Origin of the sequence: Caballeronia sp. LZ034LL (genome assembly GCF_031451215.1) — a bacterium.
GTDB lineage: Bacteria > Pseudomonadota > Gammaproteobacteria > Burkholderiales > Burkholderiaceae > Caballeronia.
In genome coordinates this window covers 561,685-582,894 of record NZ_JARUXR010000004.1, presented here as the reverse complement: position 1 = coordinate 582,894, position 21,210 = coordinate 561,685, and the positions used below count along the sequence as shown (strand labels likewise).

Here is a 21,210-nt window from a genome sequence, read left to right as displayed (position 1 = left end):
CGATAAAACCAGGCAGACAGAGGAAACCATCATGAAGAAGTTCGCACTGTGTTCCATGACGGCCGCGCTCGCGTGCGCGTCGGCAGCGTCGGGCGCGGCGGAAATCACCGTCGTCAACTTCGGCGGCGCCAATGGCGACGCCCAGAAGGTCGCGTTCAACCAGCCCTTCGAGCAGTCGAGCAAGAACAAGGTCACGGCGGTCGAGTACAACGGCGAACAGGCCAAGGTCAAGGCGATGGTCGAAGCCAAGCACGTGAACTGGGACGTGGTGGAAGTCGAATCGGGCGACCTCGGACGCGGCTGCGACGAAGGCCTGTATGAGAAGCTCGACTGGTCGAAGATCGCGAAGAAATCGGACCTCGTACCCGAGTCGCCGGCCACCTGCGGCGTCGGCTTCTTCGTGTGGTCGACGGCGCTCGCCTATAACGCCGACAAGCTCAAGACCGCGCCCACCGGCTGGGCCGATTTCTGGGACACGAAGAAATTCCCCGGCAAGCGGGCCATGCGCAAGGGCGCGCGCTACAACCTCGAGTTCGCGCTGATGGCCGACGGCGTCGCGCCAAAGGACGTGTACAAGGTGCTGGGCACGAAGGCCGGCGCGGATCGCGCGTTCAAGAAGCTCGACGAACTGAAGCCAAGCATCCAGTGGTGGGAGGCCGGCGCGCAGCCGCCGCAGTTCCTGGTCGCCGGGGACGTGGTGATGTCGACGGCCTATAACGGCCGCATCGACGCCGCGCGCAAGGAAGGCAAGAACCTCAAGGTCGTGTGGAACGGCAGCATCTACGACCTCGACTACTGGGCGATTCCGAAAGGCTCGCCGAACAAGGACGTGGCGACGCAGTTCATCGCGTATTCGGTCTCGCAGAAGCCGCAGGAAACGTATGCGAAGAACATTGCCTACGGTCCGGTGAACAAGGCGGCGATCTCCGCGCTCGATGCGAAGACCAAGGCGGACATGCCGAACTCGCCGGAGAACGCGAAAAACGCGGTGCTGCAGGACATGGCGTTCTGGACCGACCATGGCGACGAACTCGAGCAGCGTTTCACCGCGTGGGCGACGAAGTAAGCGCGCAACCGTGAAACCGACGGCCGCGCTGGCGGGACGAAGCGCGGCCGTGAAGGAGACATCCCGTGCATACCATGACGATCCCGGCGGAAGACGCGCATGAATCGAGCGCGCGTCTGAAACGCGAACTGAAGATCGCCGACGCGAAGAAGCGCGCGATGGCCCTCGCGCTCATTGCGCCCCTCGCAATCTTCCTGTTCCTGATTTTCGTGGTGCCGATCGCCGCGCTGCTCACGCGCGCGATCGAGAATCCGGAAGTCGCGAATGCGCTGCCGCACACGGGCGCCGTGCTCAAGAAGTGGGACCGCAAGACGACGCCGCCGGACGAAGCCTACGCCGCGCTCGCGCAAGACCTGACGGCGATCCAGGAAGGCGATTCGATGGGCGCTCTCGCGCGCCGCCTCAACACCGAGATTCCCGGCTATCGCTCGCTCGTCGCCAAGACCGCGCGGGCGATGCCGCTCTCCGGCGGCGACGGCAAGCCGCTCGCCGCGCCGCAGATCAAGGCGAAGATCGTCGAGCTCGACGAGCGCTGGAACGATCCCGCGTACTGGCAGGCCATCGCGAAGAACTCCGGGCGCTATTCGCCGTTCTACGTGCTCGCATCGCTCGATCACAAGCAGGACGGCTTCGGCAACCTCGTCCATGCCGATCCCGACCAGTCCATCTATCTGAACGTCTTCGCGCGGACCTTCGTGATCGGCGTGGGCGTGACGGTGTTCGCGCTGTTGCTCGGCTATCCGCTCGCCTACTGGATCTCGACGCTCCCCGCGCGCCGCGCGAACCTCGTCATGGTGCTCGTGCTGATCCCGTTCTGGACCTCCGTGCTGGTGCGCGTGGCCGCGTGGATCGTGCTGTTGCAGAGCGAGGGACTAGTGAACAAGGCGTTGATCGGCAGCGGTCTGATCGGCTCGCCGCTCGCGCTGCTGTTCAACCGTGTCGGCGTCTATATCTCGATGACGCACATCCTGCTGCCGTTCATGATCCTGCCGCTCTACAGCGTGATGAAATCGGTGCCCCCGAGCTACCAGCGCGCGGCGGTGTCGCTGGGCAGTCATCCGTTCGCGGCCTTCTGGCGCGTGTACGTGCCGCAGACGTATCCAGGCATCGGCGCGGGCGTGCTGCTCACGTTCATTCTGGCGATCGGCTACTACATCACGCCGGCCCTGCTCGGCGGACCGAACGACCAGATGGTCAGCTACTACATCGCCTACTTCACCAACGTGACGATCAACTGGGGCATGGCGTGCGCGCTCGGCGCCCTGCTGCTCGCCGCGACGCTGCTGCTGTATGTCGTCTACGGCCGCTTCACGCGCTCGAACGTGAGCCTGGGCTGACTGGGAACGCCACATGAAACTCGCCAAACCGATGTTCGCGCCGCACACGTCCGCCATCGAACGCGTCTGGTACTTTGCGTTGCGGATCCTCTGCGTGCTGACGCTGCTGTATCTGATCCTGCCGGTGCTCGCCATCGTGCCGCTGTCATTCTCGTCGAGCACCTTCCTCGTCTACCCGATTCCCGGCTGGTCGATGCGCTGGTATCACAACCTCGTCATGTCCGACGAGTGGCGCATGGCGGCGAAGAACAGCTTCATCGTGGCGCCTTCGGCGACGCTGGTGGCGACCATTCTCGGCACGCTTGCCGCCGTGGGGCTGACGAAGGCGAACTTCATCGGCAAGAGCCTGCTGATGGCCGTCCTGATCTCGCCGATGATCGTGCCGGTGATCGTCGTGGGCGTCGGCATGTATCTGTTCTTCGCGCCGCTCGGCATCGCGAACACGTACTTCGGGCTGATCCTCGCGCATGCGGCCCTGGGTGTGCCGTTCGTCGTGACGACCGTCGGCGCGACGCTGCAGAACTTCAACCACAACCTCGTGCGCGCGAGTCAGTCGCTGGGCGCCAGCCCGCTGCGCACCTTCTTCAAGGTGACGCTGCCGGTCATTGCGCCGGGCGTGATCTCCGGCGCGCTGTTCGCCTTCGCGACCTCGTTCGATGAAGTCGTCGTCACGCTCTTTCTCGCCGGCGCCGACCAGACCACCTTGCCGCGACAGATGTTCACCGGCATCCGCGAGAACATCAGCCCGACCATTGCGGCGCTCGCCACGATCCTGATCGTCTTCTCGACCAGTCTGCTGCTCGCGCTGGAATGGTTGCGCGGCCGTGCTGCGGCACGGGCCGTTGCCTGACACAGGCATGGCACGCTGTCTCGTCCGACATTCGCTCTTTTTAAGCTTACAGAAGGCTTTTCCTGGCATCGTTGATGCAGAGGAAGGACGCTTGAAAATGGCGTAAGGTCCTGTCGCACAAGGCTTTTTGACACTACCGTTCGATTATTCGCATCGACGGGATAGTGTATTCACTGATGCGGCCTTTATCGGAATATGCTTAATGACGTACGTTCTAGGTCGAGTCAAAGCCTGGAACATTGCCATGACAGCTTTTTCGAAAAGAGCGGACCCGTGGTCACAGACGGTTCACCTGCTCGAGGCGGCGCCCCAAGACGTCGCCCGCACCGCGCCATCTCAGAAATCCGCACGCATCGAGAGTTCGTTTCTCGAGCGTCTCACTCGCGACTGGAACCGTACGCATCCGCAGCACGTGGATCACGGTCTGCCGTATCCGCAAGCGATCGTTCGGGTGATCGAACGCCCGAGCAGCGCGACAGCGCTCGTCTACTGGTCCGATCCCGGCACCTGCCACTACGGCTATCAGGGCTGGCGCGCGACGACCGCGACGAGTGAAGGCGTGTGCTCGCTGTCGGGAATGCCGATTCATCGCGGGGATCAGGTGTATCGGCCTTCGCAGCGCGATCCGAAGCCGCAGAACGCCGCCGCGATGATCCTCGCGGCCGCGATGCCGAAGAACAGCGAGGAAGTCGAAGTCGACATGCACGGCTAGGCGGACCCTGCCGTGGCCGCCTGACGTGCGACTCAGTAACCGACCGTGATGCGCTGCTTGATGTGCGCGTGCGATTCGAACTCGTCGAGAAAGGCGATGGCGTAGTCGTCGAACGTGATCCAGCTGCGGCCAGTGCTGTCGACCAGCAGCTCGTCGACGCCGAGCCGGTAGCGTTGCGTGCGCGCGCCCGGAACGAACTCCGCCGACGGCGAGATGAAGGTCCAGTCGATGTCGCGCTGGCCGCGCAGGGCGTCGAGGAACGTGGCGCCGGCTGTTGCCTCCGGTTTCCAGTCGGCGGGAAAATCCGGCCCGTCCAGCACGCGTTGACCGGGCGCGGCATACAGGCTTCCCGCGCCGCCCACGACGAGCAGGCGGCGCACGCCCGCGCGCTTCACCGGCTCCACGATCGCCTCCGCCGGAACGCCGCTGAAGGGCATCGCGCTGAAGACCGCATCGTGCCCGGCGATTGCGCTGGAGAGTGCGTCGGCATCGAGCGCGTCGACGTTTCGGGCGGTCACGCCGGATCGTGCCTCGACGCCCGACGTATCGCGGGCGAGCGCGGTGACCGTGTGCCCACGCCGCAACGTTTCGTCGAGCAGACGGCTGCCCACGTTCCCCGTTGCTCCGATGATCGCGATTGTGCTCATTGCCATCGACTCCTTTTTTCGCGGGCATTCGCCCCGAACACGTACAAGTGTTCGCTTCATGATAAGGCGACATAAACCATGACGCCCAAGCCGTCCGGGTTAGCGTTTGTTGTGCCTGATGCTGAAATACGTGAATCAACGCATTCGTATCACGTTTTCAGCATTTACATGGCGAGCCGTTTTCATGCAAATTCCGGGCCGAATTTCTCCCGTTCAAGCGATACCGCCGCGCGTTCTTCATAATGCATGAGCGCCATTTGCGGCCTGCCACGCCGTTAAACTGGAAAGCCCCGTGCTCCGTCTGAAATGCGCCTTGTGGCGATACCGGCGCGCTTCACGCAGCGGTTTCAGATCGAGTTTCCAATACGGCAGTCGCCAAATTGTCATCGCGTTGGTTTATATTGCAGTTCCTCGCCGCTCCATTACCGGAAGGAGTTAATCGTGAAGAATCCGCAATTGCAGGGTGCCATCGAAGGACGCGAAAATCCGGCAGGCGAAACCGGCTACGAGCCGATCCCTGCTCGCGCCGTCCCCAAGGAGTCCGCCGAAGAATCCGGCTACTCCGACTCCCTGGACATCCCGCTCAATTACGGCATTGTGATGGACGCCGTCAGGGACGCCGTCCGCGCGAACCTGTAAGCGTCACGAAATCCATCTGAAGCGTCCCTGTCGGGGCGCTTTTTTTTTGCGTCCTACTCGAGCGCCCCGTTCAGAGCGTCTTCCATTTTTCTCATACAAATCATTCTGTTGCAGATCGGCACGGGAAAGATCGGGCGAAATCTCCGTCGTCAGCCAGCCAACCTCCGCGCCAGGCGGTGCAGGCAAAAGTCAATCCGTATGAAACACTGCAATGCCCTCCGGCGCTGAATTAACGGAGTGGTACACTGCCGCCGCCTTTGCGGGTGCACGTCAAAAAGTGCGTGATGATTGTCGAATTTTCGTTCAGGTCAACGCGGGTCAAATGTCCAAACTGGACGGCCAGTTGCTTCTTAATTGCTCAATTCGCCAAAAAAATCTCCTGCTAGTGTCTCTACTGGCGAAAAAATCAGCATTGAGATAAGTTCAGACGTGTACTCGCGCCTGGACAACCGTCCGGATCAATGCTCTCGGTCAAGAGATGTCCGCCAAGGACGTAAACACCACTAATCACGTGGCGCGCGTGCGCCCAGCCGACTACACATGGCCGCTATCTTTGAACACCTGCTGGACAGCCACACGTCTCGCCAATGGCGCGGTCTTCTGTCCGCGCTCGCCGATGAATTCGAAGCTCAAATCGGGCGCACAGAACTGCGTCAACTGATGCATCGCGTGGGCAGCCGCTTCGCCGACGCACGGCCGTTGCCGTCCTGCAATTCGACAGCCGAACTGGCAGAAGCGCTCAACGTGCAATGGCGCGATACCGACTGGGGCTTCGTCGAACTCGCCGACGAGCGCGATCACCTGAGCATCGTTCATTACTGCGCCCCGCTGCCGGCTTTCGGTGAAAGCGCGCTTGCGTGGACGCCGGCGTTCCTGGAAGGCGCGTATCAGCAGTGGCTCGCCGCGCTTGGCGCGCAAGGGCTGGCGGTCCGCCAGGCAAGCGAATTCGGCGACGACACTGCCATCGAGTTCAGGCTCGCACGCACGGTAGTTTGACGAGATTCCCGGAAGCATCGACCGCCGCCTCGAAGCGGCGGCTCCTGCCGCCTGTCGATCAGGCGGCGCACACAAGTTGAAACGGCCAGGCAGGGCAGGCACGAACGAGGAAGCGGCACCATGAATACATCGCGCGACATCGAGAAACTGTTCGATCATTTCGGCGGCAATGCAGGCGACTATCAGGAGATCGGTCGGGAAAACGAGGCCAAGTCCGCCCGTACCCGCTGGCCGCTGCTCGCGACACTGGATTTCGCGCAGCCGGCCATTCCTGAAATCGCGCCGCGCCGCGACAGTCAGCCCAGCGCATTCGGTACGGCCGGCAGCGAACCCGCCGCGGAACCCGCCGCACGGCCGACACCGATCCATCGCGGCCGGCCGCAGTTGTTCACGCGGCCGCATCGCCGCACGATTCCGCCGGTCGATGCGCCCGCTGCTCAATCGCTGAGCGCGCTGCGTTTCTCGGCGCTTGCCGATCCCGCTGCGATCGAAACCGCAACCGAAACCGCACCGGACATGGCGCCGGCCGCAGCGCCGACACCGGCACCGGCAGAACCACGCCCCGCCGCAGCCACCTTCGGCTCAAGCGTCCTCGCGCGCCGTGCCCCGGCCGCCGCAGCGCTGACGCCAGCAGCCCCCCCGCGCGTCCAGCCGGCCGCCGAAGCCGAAGCCGAAGCGCCCTCCATTCTCGGCAAGCTGTTCAAGCCGCAGACGCCGCCCGCTCCGAGCGCGCCCGCAAACTCGCTTCAATCGATGTTCGACCGCCTGCGCCACACCGGCGAATCCGCGAACACACAACCCGCCGCCCATCGCACGAGCCGCCTCTCACGGTCATGAAAGTCATCACGGTAGTTTCCGCGAAAGGCGGAGTCGGCAAGACGACGCTCGCCGCCAATCTCGCTTCGGTACTCGCTGCGCGCAACCGCCGCGTGATCGTGCTCGATCTCGATCCGCAAAACGCACTGCGCCTGCACTTCGGCATTCCGCTCGACAGCATCGACGGCATCTCGCGCGCCACGCTCGCCGGCGAACCCTGGCAGACCGTGATGTTCGACGGCATCGACGGCGTCACGGTGCTGCCCTACGGCGCGCTGCTCGAGGACGACCGCCGGCGCTTCGAAGCGCTCGTCGACGCCGATCCCGCCTGGCTCGCGCACGCGCTCGATGCACTGGCGCTCGATGCCAACGACATCGTGATCGTCGACACCCCGCCGGGCTCGTCCGTCTACACGCGCACGGCGCTGACCGCGGCACACTTCGCGCTGAACGTCGTGCTGGCGGATGCCGCGTCGTACGCCGCGATTCCCGGCATGGAGCGCATGGTCGATGCCTACGCCGCGCCGCGCCAGAACTTCGCGGGCCAGGGCTATGTCGTGAATCAGGTCGACCAGTCGCGCCAGCTGAGCAAGGACGTGCTGAAGGTGCTGCGCAACATGCTCGGCACGAAGCTGTTCCCGGGCGTCATCCATCTGGACGAAGGCGTCTCCGAGTCGCTCGCGTGCGACACCACGCTGATCCACTACGATCCGCTGTCGCAGGCCGCCGCCGATCTCCGCGCGTGCGGCGAATGGCTGCTCGCCGCAATCGATGCGCTGCCCGCTTCGTCGAGGAAACTTGCATGAGCTCCGCCAAGATCCCGTCGCCGGAAACGGAAGTGAGCGTGGCGACGTCGCGGCTCGAACGCTTCGTCGATGCGCGCATCTGGGGCAGCCGCATTCTCGTGGTCCTGCTCACGGCGTTCGCGTTGTGCGCGCTGTATTTCGTGGTCACCGTGCCGCTCGTGTTCGGCCAGCAGCTCGCCTTCGCGAGCGTCTGCTTCGTCTGCGCGCTCGGTTTCCGCCGTCTGCAAGGCCAGTACGCGACGCTCGTGATGATCATGCTGTCGATCATCGCGTCGGGCCGCTACATGTTCTGGCGCCTGACCGAAACCACCTACTGGGAGCGTCCGCTCGACGCAGCCTGGGGCCTGCTGCTCGTAGCCGCCGAAGTCTACGCGACGCTCGTGCTGCTGCTCGGCTACTTCCAGACGGCCTGGCCGCTCAAGCGCAAGCCCTTGCCGCTGCCCGCCGACCGCGCCGACTGGCCGACCGTCGACGTCTTCATCCCCACGTACAACGAGCCGCTCTCGGTGGTGAAGCCGACCATCTATGCGGCGCTCGCGCTCGACTATCCGGGCGACAAGCTCGCGATCCACGTCCTCGACGACGGCCGCCGTCCCGAGTTCAAGGCCTTCTGCGAGGAAGTGGGCGTCAACTGGACGATCCGCACGCACAATCGGCACGCGAAGGCGGGCAACATCAACGAGGCGCTGAAGATCACGAAGGGCGAATTCCTCGCGATCTTCGACTGCGACCACATCCCCACGCGCTCCTTCCTGCAGATCTGCCTCGGCTGGTTCCTGCGCGACAAGCTGCTGTCGATGTTGCAGACGCCGCACCATTTCTTCTCGCCCGATCCGTTCGAACGCAATCTCGGCACGTTCCGCAAGGTGCCGAACGAAGGCGAGCTGTTCTACGGCCTCGTGCAGGACGGCAACGACCTGTGGAACGCCACGTTCTTCTGCGGTTCGTGCGCGGTGCTGCGCCGTTCGATGGTCGAGGAAATCGGCGGCATCGCGGTCGAGACCGTGACCGAGGACGCGCACACGGCGCTGAAGCTGCACCGTCTCGGCTACACCACCGCCTATCTCGCGATTCCGCAGGCCGCGGGTCTCGCGACGGAAAGCCTGTCCGGCCATATCGGGCAGCGGATCCGCTGGGCGCGCGGCATGACACAGATCTTCCGGATCGACAATCCGCTGACCGGCAAGGGTCTGAAGCTCGGCCAGCGGCTCTGCTATCTGAACGGCATGCTGCACTTCTTCTACGGCGTGCCGCGTCTGGTGTTCCTCACCGCGCCGCTGTCGTACCTGTTCTTCGGCGCGCACGTGATCGAAGCCGCGGCGAGCACCATCGCGATCTTCGCGCTGCCGCACATGATGCACGCGAGCATCACCAATTCGCGCATGCAGCGCAGCTTCCGCCATTCGTTCTGGGCCGAGGTGTACGAGTCGGTGCTGGCGTCGTACATCACCGCGCCCACGCTGCTCGCCGTCATCAACCCGAAGCTCGGCAAGTTCAACGTGACGGCCAAAGGCGGCCAGATCGCCAAGGATTACTTCGACTGGTCCATCTCGCGGCCCTATCTGTTCCTGCTGTTGCTGAACCTGCTCGGCTTCATCGCGGGCATCGTGCATATCGTCATGTACTGGCAGATCCGCAGCGAGGTCAACACGACCATCCTCAACCTCTGCTGGACCGTCTACAACATGCTGATCCTGGGCGCATCGGTGGCGGCGGCGAGCGAGCGGCGGCAAGTGCGCGCGACGCATCGCGTGACCATGAAGATGCCCGTGATGCTCAAGTTCTCCACCGGCCGCACGCTCGCCTGCGAGACGATCGACTACTCGGAAGGCGGCGTCGGCGTTGCGCTGCCGAGCAAGATCGAAGTGCCGATGCACGAGCGCGTGACCGTCTCGCTGTTCCGCGGCGATGAGGAATACGCGTTCCCGGCGAGCGTCGGCTATACCGAGCCGGGGCGCGTCGGCCTGCGTTTCGGGCAGCTCACGCGCGAGCAGGAATATGACTTCGTGAAGACCACTTTCGCGCGCGCGGATGCCTGGACCGGCTGGTCCGAAGGCCGCCGCCCGGATACGCCGCTGCGCGGCCTGTCGCATGTGCTGCTGGTGGGCACGCGCGGTATCGCCGGACTGTTCGAGCACTTGTACAGCGACCTTCGTACCTGGATGAACAAGCGCCCGGTCGACGTGAAGAAGCTGAAAACCAAAGACCAATAATGGGCATGGGTATGTCGAAGTTGCACGTTGAATCCGGAACGGGCGGGCGCACGCCGCGTTTTTGCGAAAGACCTCTGGTGCGCGCGCTGGCCGTCTTCGCGGCCTTGCAGACGGCGTTCGCCGGGCCGCTCGCGTCCCTCGCGGCGGCCGCGACCGCTGTTGCTGCGCCGGCCTCGGCTGCCGTCGCGCCGGCAACCGCCGCACCGCAGGCGACCGGCGCCGGCGCCGTGCCCGCGCCGAGCCCGGCGGCCGTCTACAACCCGGCCTCGATCCAGCAGCCCGCGCTCGCGATGCCCGTGCCCGCGTTCTCGGGCAAGCCCGAGAAGCCGCTGACCTCGCGCCTTCCGACCACCGCCGATCCCGGCACGCTGGTGCCCGGCGGCCGCCGCCAGACGCTGACCTTCGCCGACTACGGCGCGCTCGATCCGCTGCAGCTGCGCGGCACCGATGGCCAGAACGGCATTGCCTTCTCGGTGCGCGGCGACGAAGTCGTGACGGGCGCGATCCTGCATCTGATCTACAGCTATTCGCCGTCGCTGCTGCCGTCGATTTCGCAGTTGAAGGTGCTGATCAACGGCGAAGTGGCCGCGACGCTGCCCGTGCCGCGCGACCAGGCGGGCGTGCTGGTGGCGCGCGACGTGGCCATCGATCCGCGCTTCATTACCGAGTTCAACCATCTGAACGTCCAGCTGATCGGCCATTACACGCAGCAGTGCGAGGACCCGTCGAACTCGACGCTGTGGGCCACCGTCAGCAATTCGAGTTCGCTGGACCTCACCTACGCGTCGATCGCCAACAAGCCCGACCTCGCCGCGCTGCCGAATCCGTTCTTCGACCGCCGCGACGTGCGCCGTCTCGAACTGCCGTTCGTGTTCGCCGGCAAGCCGAGCCTGCCGACGCTCGAAGCGGCCGGCATGGTGGCGTCGTATTTCGGCTCGCTCGCGGGCTATCGCGGCGCGATGTTCCCGGCCCAGACCGACAACGTGCCGCTCTCAGGCAATGCCGTGGTGTTCGCCGTCGGCGACGCCAAGGTGGCGGGCGTCGACATTCCGGCGGTGTCGGGCCCGACGATTTCCGTCGTCGAACGCGATGCCAACGCGCGCGGCCGCATCCTGCTGATCCAGGGCCGCGACGAGAACGAGCTGAAGACTGCCGCGAAGGCGCTGGGCATCGGTCAGAACACGCTGTCCGGCACGAGCGCGACGATCACGCAATTCAGCGACCTGCAGCCGCGCCGTCCCTATGACGCGCCGAACTGGCTGTCGACGGATCGCCCGGTGCGCTTCGGCGAGCTCGCGGAAGCGCGCGACCTGACCGCCCGCGGCTACGACGCCGATGCCGTGCGCGTCAACCTGCGCGTGCCGCCCGATCTCTTCATGTGGCAGACCAAGGGCGTGCCGATCGATCTGGCCTATCGCTACACCGTGCGGCCCGCGCCGGACCGTTCCTCGCTGAACATCAGCGTGAACGACGGCTTCGTGCAGTCGCTGCGCATCCCGGCCGTCTCCGCCTCGACCTTCGACCTCGGGCATTACTTCAGCCGCGTGCTGCCGGACAAGACCGTGTCCGCGCGCCGCGAGGTCTATATTCCGCCGCTGCTGCTCACGCCGCGCGCGCAGTTGCGCCTGCACTTCTACTACGACATCCCGAAGACCGGCGAATGCCAGGGCCGCGTGCTGGACAACGTGGTCGGCGCGGTGGACCCGAACTCGACCATCGACCTGTCGGGCTTCCCGCACTACATGGCGCTGCCCGATCTGGCCGCGTTCGCCAACGGCGGCTTCCCGTTCACGCGCATGGCCGACCTGTCGCAGACGGCGGTGGTGCTGCCCAATGACCCGAACTCGGCCGACTACAGCCTGTACCTGCTCGAAATGGGCCGCATGGGCACATCGACGGGCTATCCGGTGACCGGCGTCACCGTGACCAGCGCGAACGACGTCGACCGCTTCGCCGACAAGGATCTGCTGATCCTCGGCTCGCCGGGACGCCAGCCGCTGTTGCAGCGCTGGGCCAAGCAGATGCCGTTCTCCAGCGACGGCGACTCGCACACCTTCCAGCTCACCGATGTCGCGTTCAAGCTGGTCGACTGGTGGCATGGCGAGCATGGTCCGGAACGTTCGCCGGCGCGCGCGGATCTCTCGCTCGTCAGCTCGAACGGCGACGCCCTGCTCACCGGTTTCGAATCGCCGCTGAAGAGCGGACGCAGCGCGGTGGCGTTGATCAGCGCGGCGGGACAGTCGGATGCCGATCTCTCCGCCGCCTTGCTCGACAATGACTTGCTGCCGTCCATCCAGGGCGCGATGGCCGTCATCCACGGACGCACCGTGACCGTGACGTCGAACGGCGAAGCGTATTACGTCGGTCATCTGTCGCCGATGCATTACATGCGCTGGGCGCTCTCGTCGCATCCGGTGTTGCTGGTGCTCGGCGGCGTGCTGGCCGCGCTGATCATCGCCGCCCTGTTCTATCGCGCGCTGCGTTCGCTCGCCGCGCGGCGCCTGAGGGACTGACATGCGGCCATTCACCGCAAGCGTCGTGGCCGGCGCGTTCGTCGCCGCCGCCAGCGCGGGAGCGGCCGGCGCCGCCCGCGCACAGTCCGCCCAGTCCGCGCAAGCCCCGCAAGCCGCTCAGCAATGCGACTGGCCGGCGTACCGGCAATTCGTCGAGCGCGCGGTGCAGGCCGATGGCCGCGTGATCGACCGCTCGAGCGAAGTGCAGCAGACCACCTCCGAAGGGCAGTCCTACGGCATGTTCTTCGCGCTCGTGGCCAACGACCGCGCCACCTTCGAGCGCCTGCTCGGCTGGACCCGCACGAATCTCTCGGGCAACCAGTTCGATGCCGCCAACCTGCGCCTGCCCGCGTGGCAATGGGGCAGGAAGCCGGACGGCTCGTTCGGCGTGCTGGACCCGAACTCGGCCTCCGATTCGGACCTGTGGATCGCCTACGACCTGTTCCAGGCCGGCCGGCTGTGGAAGGAGCCGGCGTACACGAAACTCGGCTACGCGCTGGCGACGCAGATCGTGAAGCAGGAAATCGCCGATCTGCCGGGCCTCGGGCCGATGCTCCTGCCCGGCCCGCACGGTTTTCGCAACGGCGACGTGACGCGTCTGAATCCGAGCTATCTGCCGCTGCCGCTGCTGCGTGCACTGGCGCATGAAATGCCCGACGGCCCGTGGACCCGGCTCGCGCAGAACGCCGCGACGATGATCCGCGTGACCGCGCCGCGCGGCTACGCGCCGGACTGGGCGGCGTATCAGAACGGCCAGTTCGCCGTCGATCCGAAGAACGGCGATGTCGGCAGCTATGACGCCATTCGCGTGTATCTGTGGGCCGGCATGACGGCAAATCGCGATCCGCTCGCGCGCCCGTGGCTCGATGCGCTCGGCGGCATGCGCCAGAGTGTCGCGCAAAACGGCTTCCCGCCGGAGAAGGTCTCGACCTTGAACGGCGCGGCGAGCGGCGAAGGCCCGCTCTCTTACTGGGGCGCGCTGGCGCCCTACTTCAAGGCACTGAACGACGAGCACGGCCTGGGCATCGCCCGCGCCCATCTCGAAGCGCTGACGGCGCCGGCTGTCGCAGGACGCGAACCTGCGTACTACGACCGCGTGCTGGGCCTGTTCGGCGGCGGTTTCGTCGACGGGCGCTATCGCTTCGATGAAAACGGCCGTCTGGTGCCGAACTGGAGAAGCGCATGCTGATCCGGGTCAGGAAACACGCAATGAAGCGGACTCTCGCAATGCACATCGCGGCGGCCATCACGGCCGGCGCGCCGATGTTCGCCCTCGCCCAGGCCAGCGCCGATCCGCTGACCGTGCTGGTCGATCAGGGCAAATACTGGCAGGCGCACAAGCGCGGCGATCTCGCCGAGCAGGCGTGGCAGAAGGTGCTGCGCATCAACCCGAAGCAGCCCGATGCGCTGTTCGGCATGGGCATGGTGCTCGCCGATCGCAAGGACGGCAGCGGCGCGCAGCAGTATCTCGCGCAATTGCGTCAGGTCGCGCCGAACTATCCGAACATCGACGAACTCGGCCGCCGGCTCGGTGAAACCAGTTCGCGCGACCAGACCGTCAACGACGCGCGCCGTCTCGCACAGAGCGGACAAAGCGCGTCGGCGGTGCAGGAATACCGGCGCGCGATCGACGGCAAGCCCGCCACGCCGCAGTTGCAGCTCGAGTATTACCAGGCGCTCGCCGCCACGCCGCAAGGCTGGGACGAAGCGCGCCGCGGACTCGAACAGCTCGCGCGCGACAATCCCGACGAGCCGCGTTACCAGCTCGCCTACGCGCAGCATCTGACCTACCGCGACTCGACGCGGCGCGACGGCATCGCGCGGCTCGCGAAGCTTGCCAGCGACAGCGCCGTCGGTGCAGACGCGAAGAAGAGCTGGCGCCAGGCGTTGTTGTGGCTCGGGGCGCGCGCATCGGATGCGCCGCTGTACCAGGCCTATCTGCAAACCTCGCCCGACGACGCCGCCGTGAAGGCGCGCTTCGATTCGATGGTGCAGCAGGACCGTGCGGCGCAGGATCGGGCGCAGGCAGGCGTGGCCGTCGATACGCGCGGACGCACGGTCGGGGAAGGTTTTGCGGCATTGGATCGCGGCGATCTCGTGACGGCGCGTGCACGTTTCGCGTCGGTGCTCGCGAGCAACCCGAACGACGCCGACGCGCTCGGCGGCATGGGCATCGCGGCGCTCAAGCAGGAACACTTCACCGAAGCGCGCAACGATCTCGAACGCGCGTCGCGGGCCGGCAATCCGGCGCGCTGGAAGGACGCGCTCACCAGCGCCACGTACTGGTCCTACACGAGCGACGCCATCGGCGCGCGCAGCAACGGGCAGATCGCGCAGGCGAAGGCGTTGTTCGAACGCGCGATCGCCGTCAATCCGTCCGATGTCACCGCCCAGGTCCTGCTCGGCGAGATGCTGCTTGCGAACAGCGATCCGCGAGGCGCGGAGCAGGCGTATCGGATGGCGCTGCGCCGTCAGGCCGACAATCCCGATGCGATCCGCGGACTCGTCGGCGCGCTGGCTGCGCAGGGACGCGGCGACGAGGCGCTCGAATTCGCCAATCGCCTCAACACCGAACAGCAAGCGAAGGCCGGCGGCATCAACAAGCTGCGCGGCGAGGCGCAAGCCGCGCAGGCGCGCGCGGCCGAAGCACGCGGCGATCTCGGCGCGGCGCGCAGCCTGTTCGAAGACGCGCTGCTCAACAATCCCGACGATCCTTGGCTGCGTCTCGACCTGGCGCGCATCTACGTGCGTCAGGGCGCGGTGGGCAACGCGCGCAGCATGATGGACGGGCTGCTCGCCACGCATCCGGACATGACCGACGCGCTTTATGCGAGCGCGCTGCTGTCTGCCGAAACGCAGGACTGGGCGACCGGCCTCGGACAACTCGAACGGATTCCGGCGGCCCAGCGCACGCCGGCGATGACGGCGCTCCAGCATCGTCTGTGGGTGCAGCAACAGGCGGAACTCGCGACGCAGGCGGCCGCTGCCGGACAGCGTCAGCAGGCCTTCGCGATCCTGAGCCGCGCCGCGCCGGTTGCGAGCGGCAACGCCGAGCTGACGGGCGCGATCGCCACGGCCTATGTGAAGGCGGGCGATCCGGCACGCGCGCTGGCGCTGGTGCGCGGCGCGATCGCGCAGGCGCCGAACGACACCGGACTGCTCCTGCAATACGCGGGCATTCTCTCGGCGACGCAGCAGACCGCCGAACTGGGTTCCGTGATGCGCCGTCTCCAGTCGATGTCGCTCACGACGCAGCAACGCACCGACTTCAACAATCTGAATGTGGGCATCGTCGTCGCGCGTGCGGACGAAGTGCGCCGGCAGGGCAATCTCGCGAGCGCCTACGACGTCATTTCGCCGTGGCTCGCCGCGATGCCCGACAACGCCGATCTGCAGGCTGCGCTGGGCCGCATGTACACGTCGGCGGGCGACGACCGCAGTGCGCTGGCGTGCTTCCAGAAGGCGCTGACGCGCCGTCCCGACGATCTCGCGCTGCAGACCGCCGCGATGGCCGCCGCGAGCAACGTGCGCGACTTCCGGCTGGCCGAGACCTACGCGAACCAAGCGTACCAGGCCGCGCCGAACGACCCGGGCGTGCTGGCGTCGATCGGCCGGATGTATCGCGCGCAGGGCAAGCTCGATCTGGCCGCGCAGTTCCTGCAACGCTCGCTCGTCGCGGCCAACACGCCGCCGATGCAGGCCGCCGCGCCCGCCCAGGCGCGCGGCAATGTTCCGCCGGGCTGGGAAAGCGCGCTGAGTCGCATCGGCTCGAATCCGCTGCCCGGCACCAATCCATTCGAAGGCAAGACCGCGGTCGATACGGCGTCGAGTCCGGCGCTGGCGTCCGGCGCGTCGTATCGCCAGGTCATCCCTCAGAGTTACTCGCAGCCCGTGCCGACCTATCTGCCGCCTCCCCAGCCCGCCACGTATTCCACGCCGTATCTGGCGCCCTCCGCCGCGCCCGCGCCGATGCAGCAAGGCGCGCCGCGTCAGGTGACGAGCGGCGGCTATGGTCCCGACATGTCCGGTTCCGGGCAGTCGGGCGGTCCGCTTCAGCCTTATCCGGGACAGGATGGGGGCGCGTCGGGCGGTTATGCGCAGCCGGCTTATCAGGCGCAGCCGTATCAGCAGCAGCCGGCGTATCAGCCGTATCCGCAACAGCAACCGTACGCGCAACAGCCGTATCCGCAGCAACAGGATCCGTATGCATCGCCGTGGCCGATGTCGCCCGGCGCGCGCGAAGCGCAGTCGAATGCCTACGCGCCGCCGCCTGTCGCGAGCAGCCGCTCGAGCACGACGCACACGAAACGCCCGGCGACGACCTCCACCCACAAGACCGCGACAGCGCGTCCCGCGGATCCGTACGCCTATGGCGCGCCGCTGCAGCAGCAGCCCTATCCGCAACAGCAGCAGCCGTACGCGCCGCAGCCCTACTATCCGCCGCAGCAGTACGCGCAGCAGCCGTACATTCCGCAGCCGCCGGCGGGCTACGCGCAGCCGTACTATCCGGCCCAGACGCAGCAGCAGCGCGCCGCCGCGGCCGCGACGATGTCCACCGGCGGCATGCCCGGGCCTGTCGCCAATTCGCAGACGACGGGCGTCGCCGATGAACTCGCGCAGATCAACCGCGAGCAGGCCAGCACGGTGTCGGGCGGGATCATCTTCCGCAATCGCGACGGCGAGGACGGACTGTCCAACCTGACCGACATCGAAGCGCCCATCGAAGGCCGCATCAAGGCGGGCAACGGTCACGTCATCGTGCGCGCGACGCCGGTCACGCTCGACGCCGGCACCGCGAGCAGCCAGGCGAACACGCTCGCGCGCTTCGGGTCCGGACTGGGCGCGGTCGCCACACCGCCGACCAACAACTACGGCTCGCAGACGGCGACGGGCGTCGGCTTGTCGATCGGTTATGAGAACCGCAACTGGAAGGGCGACGTGGGCACCACGCCGCTCGGCTTCCGCGAAACCAATGTGGTGGGCGGCGTCCAGTATCAGAACGCCATCACCGACAAGGTCTCCTACTCGCTGGCCGTCGCGCGCCGCGCGGTCACGGACAGCCTGCTGTCCTACGCCGGCGCCCGCGACCAGGGCGCGGGCCTCGAATGGGGCGGCGTGACGTCGACGGGCGGCCGCGCCGACTTCGGCTGGGATGACGGCACCAACGGCGTCTACGCCAACGCGGCGTACCAGTTCCTCGACGGCAAGCAGGTCGCGACCAACACCGCGGTGAAGGGCGGCGGCGGCATCTATACGCGCCTCATCAAGGATGCGGACCAGACGTTGACCATCGGCGCGAACACCACGCTGATGCACTACGACAAGAACCTGTCGTACTTCACGTATGGTCAGGGCGGCTACTTCAGCCCGCAGCAGTACGTGATTCTCAACTTCCCGGTCGAATACGCCGGGCGTTCGGGGCTCTTCACCTACGACCTGAAGGGCTCGATCGGCGTGCAGCATTACCGGCAGGACGAGTCGGATTATTTCCCGACGAACGGCACGTTCCAGGCACGCGCTGCCGGCTCCGGCGCCACGCCCGATGCGAATGCCGTCTATCCCGGTCAGAGCAAGACGGGCGTGTCGTACTCGCTCAGCGCAACGGGCGAATATCAGCTCGCGCCGCAACTGGCGTTTGGCGCGACGGCATCGTTCGGCAACGCGTATCAGTATCGCGAGTGGCTCGCGGCCGTGTACGTGCGCTATACGTTCTCGAATCGCGGCGGCGTGCAGCCCGTGTTCCCGCCGCAGGCATTCAGCTCGCCGTATCTGTCGTTGTCTAACTGACGTTGGTTCGGCTTGCAGCGGCGTCGAAAGATACCTCATGCAAGCCAGCACCAATTTCTTACAAATATTTCAGCGCATTACGCAGCGGCCACCTGGCGGAAAATCTCATCCGCCACTTTTTGTCCGCGATTCCCTCGTATTCGCCTGATACCGAGCCGCGTCCAATGCTGCTCCGGTCTCCAAGCCACGCCCGGCGGGCGTGAGCGTCTTTTTCGCCCTCTCTGAAGCTGCATCGGACATGCGCCTTTGTGTTGCGCGCAAGTCACATTTACCGGCAATAAATCCCGCCAGTCATTACGGATATTTTCGAAATATTTCCGACCATGTAATGATAGCGATTCGCATTTACCCAATCGACACGATAGCCCGGCGCAATGAGTCGTACCAAACAGCACGGCGCCGCAGCTGTCGATCGACGACATCGCGCACCTCGAAAAACCGAGGCGGCAGGACGCCCGATCCGCTGCCATCGGACCTGAACAACAACGACCTGGACAACGACATGTTGAGGAAAACGCCGCTGGCAGCGGCATGGGTAACGATTGCCGCCGTGCCCATGGCGGCACCGCTGTACGCCCAGACTGCATCGCAAACCACGCCCACCGCAGCGCCGAACATCGCGCAGGCCGCGTCGGCGGCTCCGGACACGCCCGATACCGCTTCGCTGCCCGCCGTCCGCGTGACCAGCCAGGCCGACACGCCCGACTTCCAGGCCGACGTATCCAGCGTCGGCGCCAAGGTGCCCACCGCTTTGCGCGACATTCCGCAGGCCGTCGTTGTGGTACCGAAGGCCGTGCTGCAATCGCAGGCCATCAGCTCGTTCTCCGATGCCCTGCGCAACGTGCCCGGCGTCACGCTCGGCGCGGCCGAAGGCGGCCAGATCGGCAACAACATCAACCTGCGCGGCTTCTCCGCGCGCACCGACATCTACCTCGACGGCTTCCGCGACCGCGGCCAGTACTATCGCGATACCTTCAACCTCGAATCGATCGACGTGCTGTACGGGCCGTCGTCGCTTTACTTCGGACGCGGCTCCACCGGCGGCGTAATCAACCAGGTCAGCAAGCAGCCGGACCTGAAGCCGCGCGCCGATGTCTCGTTGCAGGCGGGCACGCACGACCGCTTCCGCTCGACGGTCGACATCAACCAGCCGCTGACGGACACCTCGGCGTTCCGTGTCAACGCATTCGGCCAGTCGCTGGGTTCGAGCCGCGACGAGATGATCAACAAGGACTACGGCATTGCGCCGGAAGTGAAGTTCGGCATCGGCACGCCGACGCAGGTGACGTTGAGCGCGCTGATCCAGCACAACCGCGACCAGCCCGACTACGGCATTCCGCCGCTGAACGGCCATCCCGCGCCGGTCGACACGAAGACCTTCTACGGCTTCACCGACGACCGCACGATCCAGGACGTGCAGACGGTCAGCGCGCGCATCCAGCATCGCTTCAACGACATGTTCACGCTGCGCAACCAGACGCAGTTCAGCCACTACAGCACCGAAGCACGCGCGACCAACGCGGCGGCCGTGCTGACCGGACCGCTCGGCAACTCGACGGCGCTCACCAACGGCAACTACACCTCCCTGCCGCTGAGTTCGCTGTTCGTGCGCCTGCAAGGCAAGGACCGCAACATCAACGATCACTCGGTCTACAACACGACCGACCTCGAAGGCAAGTTCGCCACGGGCTTCCTGAAGCACGACATGCTGGTGGGCGTCGATCTGAGCCACGAGACCTACAGCAACCAGAGCTTCACCGCGACGACGCCGGGCCTGCCGTCGAACACGCTCGCCATCGTGCCGCTGGTCGATCCGGCGTATGTGCCGCGTCCGGCGAACTACAAGGAAGTGGCGACCAATCTGGCAGAGTCGAGCGCGAACGGTCTCGGCCTGTACCTGAACGACACGATCTCGCTCGGCGAGCACTGGAAGTGGATTGGCGGCGTGCGCTGGGACCGCTATGAAGCGGCAATTCACAACTCGATCAACGCGCCCTCCTACGCCACCCAGACCAACTACTTCACGAGCGTGCGCACGGGCCTCGTGTTCCAGCCGACGGAGACGCAGTCGTACTACGTGTCGTACGGCACGTCGTTCGATCCGTCGCTCGAAGCGCTCACGCTCACCAACGGCCAGCAGAACCTGCCGCCCGAGCACAACAAGTCGTACGAAGTCGGCTCGAAGTGGGATCTGCTGAACGGCGGCTTGTCGGTCACGCAGTCGCTATTCAACATCGAGAAGACCAACGCGCGCACGCTGGCCTCGGACGGCACCTATTCGCTCGACGGCGACATCCGCGTGCGCGGCTATCAGCTGGGCGTGGCGGGCCACATTACGAAGCAATGGCAGATGTTCGGCGGCTATACCTACATGGACGGCACGATCCTGAAGGCCTTCGACGGCACGCAGGGCAAGACGCCGGCCAACACGCCGCATCACATGTTCACGCTGTGGACGACCTATGACTTCACGCCGGTGTGGCAGATCGGCGGCGGGCCTTCGTATGTGTCGTCGCGTTATGCGGCGAACAACAATCTCGTCGAAGTGGGCGGCTACGTGCGCTGGGACGTGATGGCCGCGTATCATCAGAAACGCTACGATATCCAGTTCAACGTGCTGAACCTGACGGACAAGAAGTACTACGACGCCCTGATTCCGTCCGATGGCGGACGCGCGGTGCCGGGCCTGGGCCGCACGTTCCTCGCCACCCTGAACTATCGCTTCCGCTGATGCCGTGCCGGCGCGCGCCCCCCCCCCCCGGCGGGCGCCCCCGCCCAAAGAAACAAGAAGCGCTACATAACAAACCGCCGAAAAACCCCCCAATCCC

Annotated in this window: 14 protein-coding genes; 13 read left to right on the top strand and 1 reads right to left on the bottom strand. The window is 65.7% G+C overall.

Annotated features, from left to right (window positions below):
* The first annotated feature begins 31 nt into the window (after nucleotides 1-31).
* The 4 genes from QCE83_RS30015 to QCE83_RS30000 all read left to right on the top strand — a co-directional run bounded on the left by QCE83_RS30015 (nucleotide 32) and on the right by QCE83_RS30000 (nucleotide 3,965).
* Complete coding sequence (locus QCE83_RS30015) at nucleotides 32-1,066, top strand: ABC transporter substrate-binding protein (RefSeq protein WP_309819747.1); 1,035 nt, start codon at nucleotides 32-34, stop codon at nucleotides 1,064-1,066.
* A 65-nt stretch (nucleotides 1,067-1,131) separates the two neighbouring features.
* Nucleotides 1,132-2,403, top strand: coding sequence for an ABC transporter permease (locus tag QCE83_RS30010; RefSeq protein WP_309819745.1), 1,272 nt, complete (start codon nucleotides 1,132-1,134; stop codon nucleotides 2,401-2,403).
* A 13-nt stretch (nucleotides 2,404-2,416) separates the two neighbouring features.
* A complete protein-coding gene (locus tag QCE83_RS30005) occupies nucleotides 2,417-3,253 on the top strand; it encodes an ABC transporter permease (protein ID WP_309819743.1) in 837 nt (278 codons plus the stop codon).
* Between the two features lie 244 nt (nucleotides 3,254-3,497).
* Complete coding sequence (locus tag QCE83_RS30000; protein WP_309819741.1) at nucleotides 3,498-3,965, top strand: DUF3331 domain-containing protein; 468 nt, start codon at nucleotides 3,498-3,500, stop codon at nucleotides 3,963-3,965.
* Nucleotides 3,966-3,997: 32 nt separating this feature from the next.
* On the opposite strand, the gene QCE83_RS29995 is transcribed toward QCE83_RS30000, so the two are convergent.
* A complete protein-coding gene (locus QCE83_RS29995; RefSeq protein WP_309819739.1) occupies nucleotides 3,998-4,612 on the bottom strand; it encodes an NAD(P)-dependent oxidoreductase in 615 nt (204 codons plus the stop codon).
* 441 nt (nucleotides 4,613-5,053) lie between these two features.
* Between QCE83_RS29995 and QCE83_RS29990 the strand changes: the two genes are divergently transcribed.
* From QCE83_RS29990 to QCE83_RS29950, 9 genes are all read left to right on the top strand, one after another.
* Entirely contained in the window at nucleotides 5,054-5,251 is a 198-nt protein-coding gene (locus QCE83_RS29990; RefSeq protein WP_309819737.1) for a hypothetical protein, read from the top strand.
* Nucleotides 5,252-5,791: 540 nt separating this feature from the next.
* Nucleotides 5,792-6,247 carry a cellulose biosynthesis protein BcsD gene (bcsD, locus tag QCE83_RS29985; protein WP_309819735.1) on the top strand — a complete coding sequence of 152 codons (456 nt, stop codon included), beginning with the start codon at nucleotides 5,792-5,794 and terminating at the stop codon, nucleotides 6,245-6,247.
* Between the two features lie 120 nt (nucleotides 6,248-6,367).
* Complete coding sequence (bcsP, locus tag QCE83_RS29980; RefSeq protein ID WP_309819733.1) at nucleotides 6,368-7,084, top strand: cellulose biosynthesis protein BcsP; 717 nt, start codon at nucleotides 6,368-6,370, stop codon at nucleotides 7,082-7,084.
* Nucleotides 7,081-7,869: a cellulose biosynthesis protein BcsQ gene (gene bcsQ, locus QCE83_RS29975; protein ID WP_309819729.1), complete on the top strand. Its 789-nt coding sequence runs from the start codon at nucleotides 7,081-7,083 to the stop codon at nucleotides 7,867-7,869. Before bcsP ends, bcsQ begins: the two co-directional genes overlap by 4 nt.
* Nucleotides 7,866-10,082 carry a UDP-forming cellulose synthase catalytic subunit gene (bcsA, locus tag QCE83_RS29970; protein WP_309819727.1) on the top strand — a complete coding sequence of 739 codons (2,217 nt, stop codon included), beginning with the start codon at nucleotides 7,866-7,868 and terminating at the stop codon, nucleotides 10,080-10,082. Before bcsQ ends, bcsA begins: the two co-directional genes overlap by 4 nt.
* Nucleotides 10,082-12,595, top strand: coding sequence for a cellulose biosynthesis cyclic di-GMP-binding regulatory protein BcsB (gene bcsB, locus QCE83_RS29965; protein ID WP_309819724.1), 2,514 nt, complete (start codon nucleotides 10,082-10,084; stop codon nucleotides 12,593-12,595). Before bcsA ends, bcsB begins: the two co-directional genes overlap by 1 nt.
* 1 nt (nucleotide 12,596) lies before the next feature.
* Entirely contained in the window at nucleotides 12,597-13,784 is a 1,188-nt protein-coding gene (gene bcsZ, locus QCE83_RS29960; protein WP_309819722.1) for a cellulose synthase complex periplasmic endoglucanase BcsZ, read from the top strand.
* Nucleotides 13,778-18,382, top strand: coding sequence for a cellulose synthase subunit BcsC-related outer membrane protein (locus tag QCE83_RS29955; protein WP_404985876.1), 4,605 nt, complete (start codon nucleotides 13,778-13,780; stop codon nucleotides 18,380-18,382). The genes bcsZ and QCE83_RS29955 overlap by 7 nt, the downstream gene beginning before the upstream one ends.
* 502 nt (nucleotides 18,383-18,884) lie before the next feature.
* On the top strand, nucleotides 18,885-21,113 hold the full coding sequence (locus QCE83_RS29950) for a TonB-dependent siderophore receptor (RefSeq protein WP_309819717.1): 2,229 nt from the start codon (nucleotides 18,885-18,887) through the stop codon (nucleotides 21,111-21,113).
* Nucleotides 21,114-21,210 lie beyond the last annotated feature (97 nt).

Bases quoted from the DNA above. Each gene is read 5' to 3' on its own strand.
- QCE83_RS30015 (WP_309819747.1), top strand. From the start codon at position 32: ATGAAGAAGTTCGCACTGTGTTCCATGACGGCCGCGCTCGCGTGCGCG.
- QCE83_RS30005 (WP_309819743.1), top strand. From the start codon at position 2,417: ATGAAACTCGCCAAACCGATGTTCGCGCCGCACACGTCCGCCATCGAA.
- QCE83_RS30000 (WP_309819741.1), top strand. From the start codon at position 3,498: ATGACAGCTTTTTCGAAAAGAGCGGACCCGTGGTCACAGACGGTTCAC.
- QCE83_RS29995 (WP_309819739.1), bottom strand. From the start codon at position 4,612: ATGAGCACAATCGCGATCATCGGAGCAACGGGGAACGTGGGCAGCCGT.
- bcsD (WP_309819735.1), top strand. From the start codon at position 5,792: ATGGCCGCTATCTTTGAACACCTGCTGGACAGCCACACGTCTCGCCAA.
- bcsP (WP_309819733.1), top strand. From the start codon at position 6,368: ATGAATACATCGCGCGACATCGAGAAACTGTTCGATCATTTCGGCGGC.
- bcsQ (WP_309819729.1), top strand. From the start codon at position 7,081: ATGAAAGTCATCACGGTAGTTTCCGCGAAAGGCGGAGTCGGCAAGACG.
- bcsA (WP_309819727.1), top strand. From the start codon at position 7,866: ATGAGCTCCGCCAAGATCCCGTCGCCGGAAACGGAAGTGAGCGTGGCG.
- bcsB (WP_309819724.1), top strand. From the start codon at position 10,082: ATGGGCATGGGTATGTCGAAGTTGCACGTTGAATCCGGAACGGGCGGG.
- bcsZ (WP_309819722.1), top strand. From the start codon at position 12,597: ATGCGGCCATTCACCGCAAGCGTCGTGGCCGGCGCGTTCGTCGCCGCC.
- QCE83_RS29955 (WP_404985876.1), top strand. From the start codon at position 13,778: ATGCTGATCCGGGTCAGGAAACACGCAATGAAGCGGACTCTCGCAATG.
- QCE83_RS29950 (WP_309819717.1), top strand. From the start codon at position 18,885: ATGTTGAGGAAAACGCCGCTGGCAGCGGCATGGGTAACGATTGCCGCC.